The following is a 16,363-nucleotide window of genomic DNA, read 5'->3' as shown; positions in this document are numbered from 1 at the left end:
CTATTTGCTTATGTATCCAGGTCATCCTACCTAAAAATACTACATTTCAAAGATCCAGCGGCTGATCGCCGCGCCAAGGGCTTCTGCGCCTGCGCCATAGAGCATGGTCTGGTGATTGCCGGGAACATGGATGTAGGTACAGTTGTTGAGCAGGCTGCGCGTTTCGTCGGCTTGTTCCTGGGTGAAGATCGGTGGGGCACCTAGAGGGCCGTATGATCCCGTGGCATGCAGCATCAAGACAGGACAGCTAACCTGTGCCAGGTGTTCGCGCCAGGGTTCGGCAATGACTCCGTCGGCGGCAGCCGCAATGTGAGCCGGACGCGCACGAGGATGCACGCTGCCATCAGCCTCGGTCACCACATCGGCCTGATAATAAGTCTCAACCGCCGGATCCCATGTCCACCCGTCATAGTAGGGTGCCGCCCGGATCAGGTCCAGGAACGCTTCAAAGGAAGGGTACGAGCGTTCGAGGCGGGCGAGCGCGGGCCGGATCAGTTCGCGGGTGCGTTCGCTGGCCGCGCTGATCGCGGCATCAATCAGGATGACACCGGCAACCCGTTCGGGATGGTTGGCCGCAAGGTAGAGCGAAAGCAAGCCACCAAATGAATGCCCGCCAATGATGGTACGCGCGATCCCGAGTTGGTCGAGCAAGACCACGATATCAGCGGCATGATCCGCCATCCGATACCCCTCATCTGGCTTGGGACTCGCCCCGCGTCCACGGAGATCAGGCGCAATGACGCCAAAGGTCGGCGTCAGGTGTGCGGCCACGACATCAAAGCAGCGACAATTAGCAGTCAGGCCATGCATCAAGAGCAGGGTTGGCTCGCCACCAGCATGCGCCTGGTAATGCAGTTCAACAGCAGGCATAACAAGCTCCTTTCCGTAGAAGTTCTCTGCGGGTATTGTAGCGCAAAGCTGTCTGCCTGGAGATCGGGTATACTCTTGGTATGGTAGATTCTAACCTGGAAGAGGAGCAATTTCATGCCTGAGGCAATGATTGGCGTCATTGGTGGCAGTGGTCTGTATGGGATGGAGGGGTTGGGTGATGTTGAGGAGGTCGCGCTGACGACGCCGTATGGTGAGCCAAGTGACCAGTTTGTGCTTGGTACGCTTGCTGGCAAACGGGTTGCCTTTTTGCCGCGTCACGGTCGTGGTCACCGCTTGAACCCATCTGAGGTGCCCGCACGGGCCAATATTCACGCCTTCAAACAACTCGGGGTGCAATACCTCATCTCGGTGAGCGCCGTTGGCTCACTGCGTGAGGAGTATGCACCCGGACAGGTTGTCATCCCTGATCAGATTTTTGATCGAACAAAAGGTGTTCGTCCGGCGACTTTCTTTGAAGGGGGCGTGGTAGCCCATGTTGGCTTTGAGCGACCCTTCTGCCCGTTGCTTTGCGAGCGGCTGTACGAGGCATCACAAGCAGCCGGGGCGACGGTGCATCGCGGTGGGACGCTGGTGGTGATGGAAGGCCCGGCTTTTTCAACGATCGCCGAGAGCGAAGAGAACCGCCGTCGTGGGCACGCGCTGATTGGCATGACGGCCTTGCCCGAGGCCAAACTCGCCCGCGAAGCCGAAATTGCCTACGCAACAATGGCGATGGTCACTGACTACGATGTCTGGCATCCTAACCACGATGCGGTGACGGTTGATGCGGTTGTTGCTGTGCTACTTGCCAACGCGACCTTGGCGCAACAGATTGTGGCCCATGCGGTCACGCTGATCGGCGATGGTTTTGTCAGCGCGGCTCACAGTGCGCTGGCAACGGCTATTCTTACTGACCGTACACGCATCCCTGCTGAAGCCCGCGAGCGTCTGCAGTTGATTGCCGGTCGTTATTTGTAAGGATCGCTATGCAGTCTGAGATCCGCATTCTTCCTGTTCATGGCATCGGTGAGGTTGTCCCCGGTGATGATTTGGCGACGCTTCTACTTACGGCGCTTGAAACGAGTGGGCTGACCTTGCTTGATGGCGATGTGCTTGTCGTGACCCACAAGATTGTCTCGAAGGCCGAGGGTCGTCTGGTTGATCCGGCGACCATCGAGCCTTCAGCGTTTGCCCATCAGATTGCGGCCCAGGGTCGCAAAGAGGCTGCCTTTCAAGAGGTGGTGCTGCGCGAGAGTCGGCGTATTGTCAGGATGGCGAATGGGGTCTTGATCACCGAGACGCACCACGGTCTCGTCTGTGCGAATAGTGGCGTGGATGAGTCGAATGTTGCCGGTGGGCAGATCGTCTGCCTCTTGCCGGTTGATCCTGATGCCAGTGCCCGTGCGTTGCGGGCCGCGCTGCGCGAGGCGACGGGCACTGAGGTCGCCGTCGTCATCTCGGACACCTTTGGGCGACCATGGCGCGAAGGCCAGGTCAATGTTGCCATTGGCTGCGCTGGCCTCAAGCCGCTCAGCGACTACGGTGGCGTCGATGATCCCTATGGCTATACCATGCATGCCTCGGTGATCGCGGTTGCCGACGAGCTTGCCAGTGCCGCCGAATTGGTGATGGGCAAGATTGACCGCGTTCCGGTGGCTCTGGTGCGCGGGTATAGCTATGCTCGTGATGATGAGGCAAGTGCACAACAATTGATCCGCGAGCCGCGGTTTGATCTTTTTCGTTAGGGCTGCCGCCATGGAATGGTTAACCTTGATCCGTGGGCGTCGCAGTGTGCGCGCCTTTCGCCCTGATCCACTGACGCGTGAGCAGATTGAGCTTCTCCTCGAAGCGGCTCGCTGGGCCCCGTCACCGCATGGCCGCCAGCCCTGGCGTTTTGTGGTGCTGACCACGCCTGAGGCCAAGCTGCGTCTTGCCAATGCGATGGGGGCCGAGTGGCGCCGCCAACTGGCCCTCGATGGGCAGGATGCGGCGACGATTGACCTGCGTTTTCGTAAGTCGCACGAGCGTATTACGGGTGCGCCCGTGGTGATTGTGCCGTGCCTCTACCTCGCCGATCTTGATGTCTATCCCGATGCTGAACGCCAGGACGCCGAGCATATCATGGCGATCCAGAGCCTTGGGTGCGCTGTGCAGAATCTGCTCCTGGCGGCCTATGCCCAGGGCTTTGATGGAGGCTGGATGTGTGCGCCCCTCTTCTGCCAGGCGACGGTACGGGCGGCCCTCGGGCTTGCCGATGACCTTGCACCCCATGCGCTGATCCCGCTTGGGTATCCCGCTCGCGATCCTGTCCGCCGGCCACGGCGTTCGCTTGATGAACTCGTGGTGCATTGGGAATAGTTTGGAGGGAGGGCCTGGCGATGACGAGAGATGGCGATCTTCTTGCAAGTATGACTACGCAAATTGCCGCCTGGGAAAGCGTTGGCGATCAGCGTGCGGTTTTCTTGGCGTGCTATCTGCGGATGACCGACAATATGATCCTGGGGGTGGCGAACGGGCGCTTTCACGATCCAGTCTGGGTCGCGGATCTGATCCATAATTTTGCGGGCTACTATTTCACGGCTATTGAAGCGTATGATCGCGCTGCCATCGATCTACCGGTGGTCTGGCAGTATGCCTTTGATCTGGCGAAAGAACCGACCACCCCTTTGATCAAACATCTGCTGCTTGGCATCAATGCCCATATTAATTATGATCTGGTACAGGTGATCGCCGATATGCTTGAACCAGAGTGGTCGGATCTGTCACCCGCCGGGCGTAGGTTGCGTTTTGACGATCATGCCATGGTCAATGTGGTGATTGGTGAGACGATTGATCGCGTGCAAGATGAGGTTGTTGCGCCGTATGCCCGCCTGATGCGCTTCGTTGATCTTGCTGCCGGTCCGCTTGACGAGTGGTGTACGGCCCGCTTGATCCGCAACTGGCGCGCTGATGTCTGGAGTCAGGCGATCACGATTGTCAATACCCCCGATCTCCCTACCCGCCTCACGCTGCGTCGCCAGACCGATGCAATTGCGTTGGGCCGGGTGCGTCTGATGCTTGATGGCGGCGCGTTGGGGGCGCGGGCGTTTGGCTACCCTTTGCGCTGGCTGCGTCGTTTGCGCATGTTTTGAGGGGAAGTGTGGTTGCGCCTGATGCATATCTCCTGTACCATGCATATTAGCAAATGTTCTTGACAGAGTAATCAAAGGAAGCAGTATGCTCACAGTGCTCGCTGGCGGAGTGGGCGCAGCACGTTTTCTTGAGGGGGTGGTGCAGGTGGTGCCACCCGCAACAGTAACGGCAGTTGTCAATACAGGTGACGATTTTGTATTGCACGGGTTGGTGATTTCGCCCGATCTTGATATTGTGACGTGTACGCTTGCCGATCTGATTGATCGTGAGCAGGGCTGGGGTATTGCTGGTGATACCGATGAGTGTATGCAGTGGCTCGGACGCCTTGGTGGGCCGACCTGGTTCAAGCTCGGCGACCGCGATCTCGCGCTCCATATCCGACGTACGGCGCTGCTGAGTGAGGGTGAGTCACTGACCGCGATCGCCGATCAGTTTCGCCAGGCGCTCGGAGTGGCGGTCAAGCTTGTGCCGATGAGCGATGATCCCGCGCCAACCCATATTCTGACGCCCGTGGGCGAGATGCATTTTGAAGAGTATTTTGTCCGCCGTCGTGCCCAGGATCGCGTGACCGGGGTGCGCCTCCACGCCGCCGGCCGCGCACTGCCTAGCCCTGATGCGCTTGCGGCATGTGCCGAGGCCGCGGCGATCGTGATTGCACCAAGCAATCCCGTTGTCAGTGTCGGTCCGATTGTCAGCCTCCCCGGAATGCGTGAGGCCATCCGCTCGGCCCGGGTGCCGGTGGTCGCGGTGAGCCCGATTGTCGGCGGCGCGGCCATCAAGGGGCCAGCGGCACCACTGATGCAGGCTATGGGGATGGAGGTCTCGGCGCTTGGCGTCGCCCGCGCCTACGCCGATCTGATTGATGGCATCGTGATTGACCAGGTTGACGCTGATCTTGCGCCAGCGATTGCGGCCCTCGGTCTTCAGGTGGCGGTCACGGATACGATTATGCGTGGCCCCGACGAAAAGGCCCACCTTGCTGCGGTAACCCTTGCACTGGCCGATCAGGTGCGCCAGGCGAGGTATGGGGCTGCATCTGACGCGAACCCTGGTGCCGGATGAAGTTCCACGCGATCGTGCCCGTCAAGACGCTCTATCAGGCCAAGAGTCGCCTCGCCGAGGTGCTGACCCCGGCGGCGCGCCATGCCCTGGTGCTCGAGATGCTCGAGCGTGTCTTGCGCACCCTCCGCGATCCTGCGATCGGGTTCGAGGTGATCTGGTTGGTCAGTGCCGACCCGGTGGTGCTTGAGGCTGGCGCAGGCTGGGGTGCGTCGGTGCTCCACGAGATTGGCGGCGAGCTTAATCTGGCGCTTGAGCAGGCGCGTACCGCAGCGGTTGCCGCCGGGGCCGGGGCGGTGCTGGTCGTTCCGGGCGATGTGCCGCTGATGACGCCCGAGGATGCCGTGGCCATGACGACGCTGCTCGCCGCTGGAGCCGATGTCGTCATCGCCCCCGATGCCGCCAATGAAGGTACGAATGCGCTCGGGTTGCGTCGTCAGGCATCCATTCCGTTCTCTTTTGGCCTCGCAAGTGCGATGCGCCATCAGGCCGAGGCCGCTGCACGTGGGCTGCACGTCACGATCTATCACTCACCAACCCTCGCCCTCGATATTGATCGCCCTGCTCATCTGGTACGGTATCGTGCGTTGACGCTTGAGCGTGCCGCAAGTTAAACTGTAGAAGTCCGTCGGTTCTCGCGCCTGGCCGATATGACCTTGTCACCACTGGTTGGAGCAAAATGCGCTGAAGAAGGAAGAAGCATGACAGATCTGGTTGGGCAGATTTTTGGTGATTATCAGGTAGAGGAACTGCTTTTTGCTGGGGCCACGGGTCCGGTCTATCGTGCCAGCCATCTTCGCCTCGGGCGACCCACTCGGCTCAAGATCTTTGACCCGGTGTCCCTCGCCCGCCCCGGCTTGCAACCCCGCCTGCTGGCTGTGCTCCGTGAAGTGGCGGCGCTAGGCCATGCCAACCTGGCCGCGATCTATGATATTGATGAAGCCCTTGACCGGGTCTACCTCGCTGGTGAGATGCTGAACGGTGGGAGTCTGCGCGACTTGCTTGGCTCTCCGCTCCGCGATCAGTTGTCGCTTGAGGTCTGGTTGCATCTGATGGCTCAGGTCGCTGATGGCCTTGCCCATCTTCATGCCAATGGCCTGCTGCACGGTGCGCTCAGGCCCGAGAGTCTGCTGGTTGAGATCGGGGAGACCGGGCCGCCCACGTTGCTCAAAGTGGCTGAGGCTGGCCTGGCGGCGGTGTTGCCCGAAGAGGCGTTTGTTGCGCCAGCCTATCTTTCCCCTGAACAGTGTCGCGGCCAAGTGCTCGATGGGCGCTCGGATATCTATACCTTTGGGGTGATCCTCTACGAAATTCTGGTGGGCGTGCCTCCTTTCCGGGTTGATACGGTCGAGGCGGCCATTCCCAAACATCTGCGTACGCAACCTGTGCCACCACGGATGGTGCGTCCGCAACTTCCCGCTGATGTCGAGGCCATTGTGCTCCGGTGTCTTGCCAAGCGCCCCGAGGACCGGTTCCCCGATGCGCTTGCCCTTGCGGCGACGCTCCGTGCCGTTGGTTCGGCACCGGCGGCAGCGCCCCGATCCTCCGAGGCTCAGACCGAGCCGGGGCGCTATGCGCTGCCTGGCAGGGCTGATGCGCCAACCGTACGGATTACGGCACCCCTTGAAGATGCCGCCTCCCTCCCGCGTTTGCAGATTATTGGCTCGCAGGGTGGTGTGCTGCGCGAAATCGAGGTGCCAATTGGCGCAGTGGTTGCCGGGCGCGCGCCCGAGCACCGCCTCTTCCTCGATCATCCGCAGGTCTCACGCGATCATCTTCGCATCGAGCGTACGGCGATTGGGTATACCATTACGGATCTTGGCTCAAGCAATGGAACCAGCCTCAACGATGTGCGTTTGCCGCCGCAGACCCCCGTTCCCTGGGATGGCAAGGCTTTGTTGCGTGTGGGGCCCTTTACCCTGCGGATTGCATCGCAACCCGAACCGACGTTGGTAGGTGAGGTGCCAGTTGTGCCGCCCGCACCAGTTGCTTCAGTTATGGCTCCAACGCTGGCAACCGGCGGGGGGCGCATTGAGGTGCGCGTTGAGCAAGAACGCATCACCCTGACCCCGGGGAGCTCGGTCGTGCTGCCGGTTCGTTTGACCAATACTGGACGGGTTAGCGAAGAGGTGCGGCTGACCGTTGAGGGTGCTCCTGGGGCCTGGCTGCGCGACGGTGAGGCGGTGGTTCTTCGGCTTGATCCGGGATCTCAGGCAACAACGTCTTTGCTGGTCAGTGTGCCACGCTCCTCCGAGGCGCCAGCGGGGGACTATACCGTTATTTTGCGTGCTCGTGCGCTCAGTGGCACAGGCGAATCGGGTACCACCCGGATGTGGTGGACCGTCTTGCCTTATACGGGGGGCGATCTGCGCATTACGCCACCTCGTGACGAGAGTCGTAAAGCAGCCCGGTATCAGATTCTGGTTCGCAATACTGGCAATGCCTCCGCTGTCTATCTGCTCAATTTTGCCGATGAAGACGAAACCCTCGGTTTTGTGCTCGAACGCGACGAAATTCGGCTTGATCCAGGTGAGACTGCACGGGTCAATCTGACAGTGGAAGCTGCCGGGCGGCTCTTTGGGGCACCGCAGGCACGGCGTTTCAGCATCCGTGCTGAACGTGAAGAGGGTGCACCGCTCGTAAGCGAGGCTGAATTTGTCCACCTTGCAAGCCTGCCGGGTTGGTTGCCGCTAGCCTTCCTTGCGGCTATTGTGCTCGTTGGCCTGCTCGCCACCGGGCTACTGTTCGCCAGTCGAGGAAACGGCGAGGCTACCTTGCCACCTGCCACGGCGACCCTCCCTGCTCTTCCGCCGACCGTTCTCCCCACGCCTGAACCTGGTGCGCCGACGATTCAACAATTTACCGTAACCCCTGATCTGACTGCACCAGGCGAGGTGGTCGTTGTGACGTGGAGTGTTATTGGGGCCGAGCGCATTGTGATTGATCGCTTCGGTGATGTCCCACCGCAAGGCCAGCGCGAATTTCGCCCCGAACAGAGCACCGATTTTACGCTGCGGGCGTTTACCGGGGCGCAAGAGACGGTGGCGATTATCTATGTCACGGTTGCGCCACCGACGGCGACCCCGGTGCCCGAGCCGACGGCGACCCCTGAGCCTGAGCCAACCGAGGTGCCGACAGCGCTGCCTGAACCAACGCCGGTGCCACCCCCAACGGCCACCCCCGAGCCGTTGCCCACGGCGACGGTTGAAATGCCGCCCTCCTTTGGCACGATTGATCTGGCCGGTCTGGCCCGCGATGCGGCCTGGAGCACCGATCAAGGCACGGTTCGCTTCGGACGCCCTTTGCTTGGTTCGGGTCAAGGGGGTTGGGTCGATCTGCTCGATGCGACCCTGGAAGACGAGGTTGAGTATCGCGGTTTGCTCTACACCGTGCCACCAGTGAGCGGGAATCTGCTACGTCCTCAGCCTGGTGAGAATGCCTTTATCCAGGGCGAATACGCTATCCCGGCGCTCATTCGTGGCCAGATTCTGGTGGGTAGCCTTGGCTTTGCGAAAGAGGTGAGTAGCTCACCGATCACGGTGACGATTCGCTTCAATGACGAGCTTATCTTTGAAGTCAGCAAAGAACCAGATGGTGAACTTTTGCCCATCTTTGCCGATCTTTCGGCGTTTGCAGGCCAACCGGGGCGGTTGACGATGCGCATCATTCCCAGTGATCCTGCAACGGCGCAAGGCATCTACTGGGTGCGTCCACGGATCGATGTCTTGCGGTAATGCCGCATGTCACCGCAGACGTGTGCCGTCGAGTGGAAAATCTGCTATACTAGGGGGGGGTATCGGTCATCCTAGCCAATAGGCCAACGCAGATGGTTTGTTGGCTAGGATGTGGGAGAGATATCAGAGCGCTAGCTCGAGCATAAAAGCAAGATAAGCGAAATTTGCGGAGGGAGTTTTATGTTGAGCGGTATGACGAAGCAGCCCGGCGAAGCAGGCAAGGCGGGCACTGTTGAGGTAAATGAGCGTAATTTTCAACAGGAAGTGATCGAGCGCTCACGCGAAGTTCCAGTCGTTATTGACTTCTGGGCACCCTGGTGTGGCCCATGTCGTACGCTTGGCCCGACCCTCGAACGGCTCGCTGCCGAAGCAAAGGGGGCCTGGATACTCGCCAAAGTCAATGTTGATGAGAACCAGCGGCTTGCGCAGGCGTTTCGTGTGCAGAGCATTCCGGCGGTGATGGCGGTCAGCAATGGTCAGGTCGTCGAGCAGTTTGTTGGCGCGTTGCCCGAATCACAGGTGCGCACCTGGCTCAAGGGCTTTGTTGGTGAACAGAGCACTCCGGGTGGTTCGCTGCTTGAAGCGGCCCGCGAACTCGAAACGACCGATCCCCAGGGTGCGATTGCGCGCTATCGCCTCATTCTTGGCGATGACCCCGATGATGCCGAGGCCCTGTTTGCCCTCGGGCGGTTGTTGATGTTCCAGGGTGAACCCGAGGGCCTCGAAACTCTACGCCAGGTGCCAACGGGCTCGCCGTTTTTTGCACGAGCGCAGGCGGTCATCCCCTTGAAGGATTTTTTCGTTGACATGCCTGCCGATACCCCGCCTTCGGAATTGGTCTTGCGTTATCATCAGGCGTCCCAGGCGGTACGGCGTGGTGACTACAGCAGTGCTATGGATGATCTGCTGGCGATTGTGATGCGTGACCGTACATTCCACGACGATGGTGCGCGCAAAGCGTTGCTTGGTCTCTTTGCGTTGCTCGGTGATGAGCATCCGTTGGTGCCTGCCTACCGACGTAAACTGGCGAATGCTTTGTTTTAGGGCTGGCGCCCTGAACCCATAGGTTCTTCAGGGGCAAGCTGGCAGCTTGCCCCTGAAGAACTTTTTTTTCTTTGGAACCGCTGGCTCTACCCCTTCGGCGCACAGATCAAGCGCCTTTGGTATAATGCCACGAGAGGATGCGCCAGACGGGCGCATGGAGGTTCTTATGGCAAAACCAATCGTCGCGATCATCGGGCGGCCAAATGTCGGTAAATCAACCTTTTTTAACCGGTTGATTGGTGAGCGACGCGCAATTATTGAAGATGAACCCGGCACAACTCGGGATCGCCTCTATGGCGAGAGTTTCTGGAATGGACGCGATTTTACCGTTGTTGATACCGCGGGCTTGCTCTTTGGCCGCGATGATCCTGATCTTCCCAGTGAGGAATTGGCCCGTCGGACGCGTGAACAGGCCACGCTGGCGATTGATCAGGCCGATGCGATGATTTTTATGGTCGACGGCCGCGATGGGTTGACGACGGCAGATCGTGAGGTTGCCGAGATTTTGCGTCCGATGGCGAGGCGTGTTGTCCTTGCGGTCAATAAGTGTGATAGCGTTGAACGCTCGCTCGACGCAGTTGAGTTTTATGAACTGAACCTCGGTGATCCGATTCCGATGAGCGCTTTTCATAGCCTCGGAACGGGCGATGTGCTTGATCGCCTTGTTGAGTTGTTGCCCGAGCGCCCACCCGAAGAAGAGACCGAACGCCATCTGCGTATTGCGATTGTTGGGCGCCCAAATGTGGGGAAGTCGAGTCTGATCAATCGCCTGGTTGGCACCGAGCGCAGCGTTGTTTCGGAGGTTCCTGGCACAACCCGCGATGCCATTGATACGACGATTATCGTTGATGGCGAGCCGGTGACGCTTATTGATACCGCAGGCATCCGGCGTTCGGGTAGGATCGAACGGGGCATCGAGAAGTACGCGGTCTTGCGCGCCCTCCGGGCGATCGAGCGCTGCGATGTCGCCCTGCTCCTGATTGATGCGGTAGAAGGCGTCACCGCCCAGGATACCCATATCGCCGGGATGATCCTTGATGCGAACAAGGGCGTCGCTATTCTGGTCAATAAGTGGGACGCGATTGAGAAGGATAATCAGACGTTTTATGAGTTTGAAGCCCACGTGCGCGAGGCGTTCAAGTTTATCTCGTATGCGCCGTTGCTCTTTATCTCGGCGCTTGATGGGCAACGCACCGGACGTATTGTTCAGCTTGCCCGTGAGATCCAAGATCAACGCCTCAAACGGGTGCCCACCGGTGAACTCAATGCCTTTCTGCGCCAGGCTGTCCTTGATATGCCTCCGATGGCGGTGCAGAAGGGTGCCCATCTCCGGCTCTATTATGCGGTGCAACCCCAGGTAGAACCGCCGGTCTTCCTCTTTTTTGCCAATGATGGTAATCTTGTCCACTGGTCGTATGGCCGCTATCTCGAGAATCGCCTCCGTGAGCGCTATGGTTTTGGCGGTACGCCAATTGTGATTGTGTTTCGCTCGCGTGAGAAGAAGGATAAGGATTCATAGCTTATGTCCTCGATCTGGCCTGGAAAACCCTATCCACTTGGGGCTCATTGGGACGGCGAGGGTGTCAATTTTGCCCTCTTTTCGGCCCATGCTACTAGGGTGGAACTCTGTCTCTTTGCCGATCCTGCATCCCCTCGTGAGTTGACGCGCATCGTTTTGCCCGAACGCACCGAGGATATTTGGCATGGCTATCTCCCCGGTCTTGCCCCCGGGCAGCTCTATGGCTATCGTGTCTATGGCCCTTATCAGCCTGCTCACGGACATCGTTTTAATCCGCATAAACTCTTGATTGACCCGTATGCTCATGCGCTTTCTGGTGTTGTCGCCTGGGATAATTCGCTCTATGGCTATCGGGTGGGCAGTCCGTACACCGATCTCACGATCGGCAAACGCGATAGTGCGCCCTATGTGCCTCGTTCGGTGGTCGTTGATCCACGCTTTGATTGGGGGGATGATCGCCATCCTAATATCCCGCTCCACGAATCGGTCATCTATGAACTGCACGTCAAGGGCTTTACGATGCAGCATCCCGATGTGCCCAAAGAATTGCGCGGTACTTACGCTGGCCTGGCGAGCAAACCGGCTATTGCGTATCTCAAAGATCTTGGGGTGACGGCAGTGGAGTTGCTGCCGATCCATCATTTCCTTAATGATCAGTTTCTCGTTGAGCGTGAACTGACCAATTACTGGGGCTATCAGAGCCTCGGTTTTTTTGCGCCTGATCCCCGGTATGCCCGCAAGAGTGGCCGTGGTGAACAGGTCGCCGAGTTCAAGCAGATGGTCAAGCAACTGCACGCTGCCGGGATCGAGGTGATCCTCGATGTGGTCTATAACCATACCGGTGAGGGCAATCAGCTTGGCCCAACGATTGCCTTCCGTGGGCTTGACAACGCCTCGTACTATCGCCTGGTGCCTGATGGTCCCCGGTACTATATGGATTACACCGGTACCGGCAATAGTCTCAATACAACCCATCCTCGTGTCTTGCAGCTCGTGATTGATAGCCTCCGCTATTGGGTCACAGAGATGCATGTCGATGGCTTTCGCTTTGATTTGGCGCGTACCCTCGTGCGTGGTGAGGGTGATCGGCCAAGTGCTTTTTTTGATGTAATCAAGCTCGATCCGGTGCTTTCACGGGTCAAATTGATTGCCGAGCCGTGGGACGTTGGTCCCGATGGGTACTGGGTCGGGCGCTTCCCCTCACCCTGGGCCGAGTGGAATGGCAAGTATCGCGATAATGTGCGCAAGTTCTGGAAAGGTGACGGCGCTCAGGCCGCCGAGTTTGCGTCGCGCATTATGGGTTCGATGGATCTCTACCGGCATAATGGGCGTCGCCCGTACCATAGCATCAATTTTGTGACTGCCCACGATGGCTTCACCCTCCGCGATCTCGTTAGCTATAACGAGAAACATAATAGCGCCAATGGCGAAGAGAACCGCGATGGCGATAACCACAATAACTCCTGGAATTGTGGGGTTGAGGGGCCAACCGAAGAGCCGGTCATTCGCGAGATGCGTTTGCGCCAGATGCGCAATTTCCTCGCGACACTCTTCCTGTCGCAGGGCACGCCGATGCTTGTCGCTGGTGATGAGCGCGGTCGTACCCAGGGTGGCAATAATAATGCCTATTGTCAGGATAATCCGATCTCGTGGCTCGATTGGACCCCCGATCCCGAAGCCGATCTTTTGCTGGCCTTTACGCGCCGTTTGATTGCGCTGCGCCGTAAGCATCCGTTGCTTCGCCGCCGGAATTTTTTCCAGGGGCCGTTGTATCCCGGTGGTGCCGAGTATGATGTTGAATGGCTCAGCCCCGATGGTCAAGAAATTGGCCCCGGGCTCTGGAATAATAGCGAGTTGCGCTGTATCGGTCTGTTGCTCAACGGGCGCGTGATGAAAGAGGTGGATGAGCAGGGTCAGCCGGTGCATGACGATGTCCTTTTGATCCTCTTCAATGCGGGACATGATCCGATTCCGTTCATTTTGCCCGATTGGCCTGATGATCCGTCGTGGGAAGTGCTGGTTGATACGGCACCCTCCGATGCCGATGGCACCGTCCAACCTACCAGCGAAGTCTATGTCGTTCAGCCTCGTTCCCTGGTGGTGCTGGCTGAACGGACACGCTTTCCTGAGTTGTCCGCTGCGTTGAAGGATGATGCCTGATGCGTGTGATCTTTATGGGTAGCCCTACGGTTGCCGTGCATCCCCTCGAAGCCCTGGTTGCCGCCGGGTACGAGGTGGTTGCGGTTGTCACTCAGCCCGACCGTCCCGCAGGCCGTGGCGGCAAGTTGACGCCCCCTCCGGTCAAGACGGCGGCGCTCGCCCTTGGTCTGCCGGTGTTGCAACCTGCAACCCTGCGTGATCCCGAGGTCGTGGCAACCATCGCGGCCTGTGCGCCTGATCTTGGCGTGGTGGCTGCCTATGGCGAGATCCTGCGCCGCAATGTGCTTGCCATCCCGCCGCTTGGCTTTCTCAACATCCATCCCTCGTTGCTGCCGCTCTACCGTGGGCCGACGCCGGTTACCGGCGCAATCCTCGCCGGTGACGAGTTCACCGGGGTGACCATTATCCGGCTTGACCCGGGAATGGATAGTGGCCCAATCTTGGCCCAGGCGGTGGTGCCGCTTCCTTCCGCAGTTCGGGCGGCTGCGCTTACCGATGAACTCTTTCGGCTTGGCGCACGCCTGCTGGTTGAAGCCATTCCGCCCTATGCCGCCGGCAGCCTTGTGCCGCGCCCCCAGGATCATACGCTCGCCACGGTGACCTCGATGCTCACGAAAGCCGATGGACACGTTGACTGGAGTAAACCGGCCCTGGTGATCGAGCGGATGATCCGTGCCTATGATCCCTGGCCTGGTACAGTGACCACCTGGCGAGGCCAGGATCTGCGTTTACGCAATGCGGTTGTCCATCCCGATGTGCGCGCTGAGGAACCCCCTGGCACCTTGCTTGGCCGTGCTGAGTCGGGGGCACCTCTGATCCTGACTGGCTCAGGTGCCCTTGAAGTGACTGAACTGCATCCCGCCGGACGCCGTCCGCTGACGGGAACAGCATGGCTCAATGGGTTGCGTGAACTGATTGGAAAAATGGGAACATAAAGACGCTTGCAGATCGGACAAAGTATGCTACAATTCTTCCGTAAGCCAACATCATACACTGTGCGATCACTGCATTTTCACTCTGATTCCACGGTGAGCCTTCGTCGCTCGAAGCATGTTGTTGTGTTCGCCGGAGCGAGCGTGCCAGGTACTCTCCAGGCCACCGGCTGTTCGAGTTCGATCGGTTCACTGTAGCGGAGGCAGCGCTGCTGTCGCCATCCCTGAATCCTGCGTACCTGCGCAGAGGAGTGTTGGAATGCAAGTCAAGTTGTTTGTTGGTAATTTGCCGTGGAGTGTTGGCGACGCCGAGCTGAACCAGATTTTTGGTGCCCACGGTGAGGTTCAGAGTGCTCGTGTCATCACCGACCGTGATACTGGCCGGTCGCGTGGCTTTGGTTTTGTTGAGATGGAAGCCGCCGATATCGGTGAGTTGATCCGGGCCACTGATGGTCACGAGGTTGATGGTCGCAATCTGCGCGTCAATCAGGCTGAAGATAAGCCCGCGCGTGGCCGTAGCTCAGGTGGCGGCGGCGGCGGTAGCCGGGGTGGGTATGGTGGCGGTAGTGGTGGTGGTGGTCGACGCGATCGCTACTAGCTGATCACTCGTCAGGCGCAAGTAGCCCGGAAGTGCAATGCACCTCCGGGCTTTCGCATATGAGGAGTCTATGCATGACCGAGCAACATGATCAAGCTTCCTGGCACCTCGAGACGAGCCTGGTGCATGCCGGCGACCGCACCGCTCCCCCGGTGGCGACGCCAACAGTGACGCCGATCTATACCTCAACGACCTATCTTTATCCGACGCTGGACGAGTTAGATGCCGCCTTTGTCTCCGGTGAGGGGTACTTCTATACGCGCTATGGCAATCCGACGGTGGCTGCGTTCGAGCAGGCCCTGGCCCAGGCCGAGGCGGCGCGTGGTGCGGTGGCTTATAGCTCGGGTATGGCGGCATTGCATGCGGCGCTGCTGGCAGCCTCGACGCCCCGAGGTGAGACGGCACCTCGCCCGACGTCAATCCTGGCCGCCCGCGATCTCTATGGCTCGACGACTGTCTTGCTCGAAGAGTTGTTTGCGGCGCGGGGTGCCCAGGTGAACTATGTTGATCTTTGTGATGCCGAGGCGACTGCGGCGGCGCTGCAAGCCTATGCCCCGGTGGTTGTCCTCGCCGAGTCGATCTCTAACCCGCTTTTGCATGTGCTTGACCTGGCGAAATTGGTAGAGCAGTGCCGGTCGTATGGTGCCCGTCTGGTGATTGATGCGACGCTGGCGACCCCAGTGTTGCAACGTCCACTGACCCTCGGGGTTGATCTGGTCGTGCATAGCGCAACCAAGTATCTTGGGGGGCACGGCGATGCTGCCGGCGGCATTGTTGCGGCCCGTACTGGCCTGCTCCACGTAACCTTGGTGCAGCAGTCACGGTTGTTGGGGGCGACCCTTGGCCCATACGAGGCCCAGCAACTGCAGCGCGGGATGAAGACGCTGGCCCTGCGGATGGAACGCCAGTGTGCCAATGCGGCCCAGGTCGCCGCCTATCTCACCACGCATCCAGCCGTGGCGCACGTCTATTACCCGGGGCTTGCCGAGCATCCCGGCCACACGTTGGCGGCGGCGGCTTTTGGCGGGCGCTTTGGTGGCCTCGTGAGTTTTGAACTTGCCGCTAGTACGGCGCTTCCTCGTTTTGTCGACGCGCTCCGACTCTTTTTGCCCGCGACAACCCTTGGTGATCTCTATAGCCTGGTGAGCGTGCCGGCGCTTGCTTCCCATCGCGAACTGACCCCGGAACAACGCGCTGAGCGTGGCATTAGCGCTGGCCTGGTGCGGCTCTCGCTGGGCATTGAGGCCATTGATGATCTCCTGGCCGATCTTCAGCAAGCCCTCGCTTGCTTAGAGGCTGCCTGAAAAGCGTGTCA

General features: G+C 59.4%; 14 protein-coding genes. 13 read left to right on the top strand and 1 reads right to left on the bottom strand.

Annotated features, from left to right (window positions below; all coding sequences use genetic code 11):
- Positions 1-39: 39 nt before the first annotated feature.
- A complete protein-coding gene (locus tag A9Q02_RS05280) occupies positions 40-870 on the bottom strand; it encodes an alpha/beta fold hydrolase (protein ID WP_097651305.1) in 831 nt (276 codons plus the stop codon).
- Between the two features lie 114 nt (positions 871-984).
- Here A9Q02_RS05280 and mtnP point away from each other — a divergent pair, with 114 nt between their 5' ends.
- The 13 genes from mtnP (at position 985) to A9Q02_RS05215 (ending at position 16,352) form a co-directional block, all read left to right on the top strand.
- A complete protein-coding gene (gene mtnP / locus A9Q02_RS05275) occupies positions 985-1,848 on the top strand; it encodes an S-methyl-5'-thioadenosine phosphorylase (protein WP_097651304.1) in 864 nt (287 codons plus the stop codon).
- Between the two features lie 8 nt (positions 1,849-1,856).
- Positions 1,857-2,615, top strand: coding sequence for a coenzyme F420-0:L-glutamate ligase (gene cofE, locus A9Q02_RS05270; RefSeq protein ID WP_097651303.1), 759 nt, complete (start codon positions 1,857-1,859; stop codon positions 2,613-2,615).
- 10 nt (positions 2,616-2,625) lie between these two features.
- A complete protein-coding gene (locus A9Q02_RS05265) occupies positions 2,626-3,228 on the top strand; it encodes a nitroreductase family protein (RefSeq protein WP_097651302.1) in 603 nt (200 codons plus the stop codon).
- A 20-nt stretch (positions 3,229-3,248) separates the two neighbouring features.
- Positions 3,249-4,001, top strand: a complete 753-nt coding sequence (locus tag A9Q02_RS05260) for a DUF5995 family protein (protein ID WP_281256870.1) — start codon at positions 3,249-3,251, stop codon at positions 3,999-4,001.
- 85 nt (positions 4,002-4,086) lie between these two features.
- Positions 4,087-5,064, top strand: coding sequence for a 2-phospho-L-lactate transferase (gene cofD / locus A9Q02_RS05255; RefSeq protein WP_097651301.1), 978 nt, complete (start codon positions 4,087-4,089; stop codon positions 5,062-5,064).
- Positions 5,061-5,675 (top strand): 2-phospho-L-lactate guanylyltransferase, encoded by a 615-nt coding sequence (cofC, locus tag A9Q02_RS05250; RefSeq protein ID WP_097651300.1) that lies wholly within the window; start codon positions 5,061-5,063, stop codon positions 5,673-5,675. Before cofD ends, cofC begins: the two co-directional genes overlap by 4 nt.
- Before the next feature lie 87 nt (positions 5,676-5,762).
- The gene (locus A9Q02_RS05245) at positions 5,763-8,795 is read left to right on the top strand and encodes an FHA domain-containing serine/threonine-protein kinase (RefSeq protein WP_172450649.1); all 3,033 of its coding nucleotides are present in this window, start codon (positions 5,763-5,765) and stop codon (positions 8,793-8,795) included.
- Between the two features lie 192 nt (positions 8,796-8,987).
- Entirely contained in the window at positions 8,988-9,839 is an 852-nt protein-coding gene (trxA, locus tag A9Q02_RS05240; RefSeq protein WP_245860363.1) for a thioredoxin, read from the top strand.
- Between the two features lie 166 nt (positions 9,840-10,005).
- Entirely contained in the window at positions 10,006-11,358 is a 1,353-nt protein-coding gene (gene der, locus A9Q02_RS05235; RefSeq protein ID WP_097651297.1) for a ribosome biogenesis GTPase Der, read from the top strand.
- A gap of 3 nt (positions 11,359-11,361) precedes the next feature.
- Positions 11,362-13,518: a glycogen debranching protein GlgX gene (glgX, locus tag A9Q02_RS05230; RefSeq protein WP_097651296.1), complete on the top strand. Its 2,157-nt coding sequence runs from the start codon at positions 11,362-11,364 to the stop codon at positions 13,516-13,518.
- Positions 13,518-14,453, top strand: a complete 936-nt coding sequence (gene fmt, locus A9Q02_RS05225) for a methionyl-tRNA formyltransferase (RefSeq protein WP_097651295.1) — start codon at positions 13,518-13,520, stop codon at positions 14,451-14,453. Before glgX ends, fmt begins: the two co-directional genes overlap by 1 nt.
- Positions 14,454-14,709: 256 nt before the next feature.
- Complete coding sequence (locus tag A9Q02_RS05220; RefSeq protein ID WP_097651294.1) at positions 14,710-15,048, top strand: RNA recognition motif domain-containing protein; 339 nt, start codon at positions 14,710-14,712, stop codon at positions 15,046-15,048.
- A gap of 74 nt (positions 15,049-15,122) precedes the next feature.
- The gene (locus A9Q02_RS05215; RefSeq protein ID WP_097651293.1) at positions 15,123-16,352 is read left to right on the top strand and encodes a trans-sulfuration enzyme family protein; all 1,230 of its coding nucleotides are present in this window, start codon (positions 15,123-15,125) and stop codon (positions 16,350-16,352) included.
- Positions 16,353-16,363: the final 11 nt, after the last annotated feature.

Origin of the sequence: Candidatus Chloroploca asiatica, assembly GCF_002532075.1 — a bacterium.
Lineage (GTDB): Bacteria > Chloroflexota > Chloroflexia > Chloroflexales > Chloroflexaceae > Chloroploca > Chloroploca asiatica.
The sequence above is the reverse complement of the archived record's forward strand: the minus strand, read 5'-3'. Positions and strand labels throughout refer to the sequence as shown.

Coding starts and splice junctions, on each gene's coding strand:
- A9Q02_RS05280 (WP_097651305.1), bottom strand. CDS start 870: ATGCCTGCTGTTGAACTGCATTACCAGGCGCATGCTGGTGGCGAGCCA.
- mtnP (WP_097651304.1), top strand. CDS start 985: ATGCCTGAGGCAATGATTGGCGTCATTGGTGGCAGTGGTCTGTATGGG.
- cofE (WP_097651303.1), top strand. CDS start 1,857: ATGCAGTCTGAGATCCGCATTCTTCCTGTTCATGGCATCGGTGAGGTT.
- A9Q02_RS05265 (WP_097651302.1), top strand. CDS start 2,626: ATGGAATGGTTAACCTTGATCCGTGGGCGTCGCAGTGTGCGCGCCTTT.
- A9Q02_RS05260 (WP_281256870.1), top strand. CDS start 3,249: ATGACGAGAGATGGCGATCTTCTTGCAAGTATGACTACGCAAATTGCC.
- cofD (WP_097651301.1), top strand. CDS start 4,087: ATGCTCACAGTGCTCGCTGGCGGAGTGGGCGCAGCACGTTTTCTTGAG.
- cofC (WP_097651300.1), top strand. CDS start 5,061: ATGAAGTTCCACGCGATCGTGCCCGTCAAGACGCTCTATCAGGCCAAG.
- A9Q02_RS05245 (WP_172450649.1), top strand. CDS start 5,763: ATGACAGATCTGGTTGGGCAGATTTTTGGTGATTATCAGGTAGAGGAA.
- trxA (WP_245860363.1), top strand. CDS start 8,988: ATGACGAAGCAGCCCGGCGAAGCAGGCAAGGCGGGCACTGTTGAGGTA.
- der (WP_097651297.1), top strand. CDS start 10,006: ATGGCAAAACCAATCGTCGCGATCATCGGGCGGCCAAATGTCGGTAAA.
- glgX (WP_097651296.1), top strand. CDS start 11,362: ATGTCCTCGATCTGGCCTGGAAAACCCTATCCACTTGGGGCTCATTGG.
- fmt (WP_097651295.1), top strand. CDS start 13,518: ATGCGTGTGATCTTTATGGGTAGCCCTACGGTTGCCGTGCATCCCCTC.
- A9Q02_RS05220 (WP_097651294.1), top strand. CDS start 14,710: ATGCAAGTCAAGTTGTTTGTTGGTAATTTGCCGTGGAGTGTTGGCGAC.
- A9Q02_RS05215 (WP_097651293.1), top strand. CDS start 15,123: ATGACCGAGCAACATGATCAAGCTTCCTGGCACCTCGAGACGAGCCTG.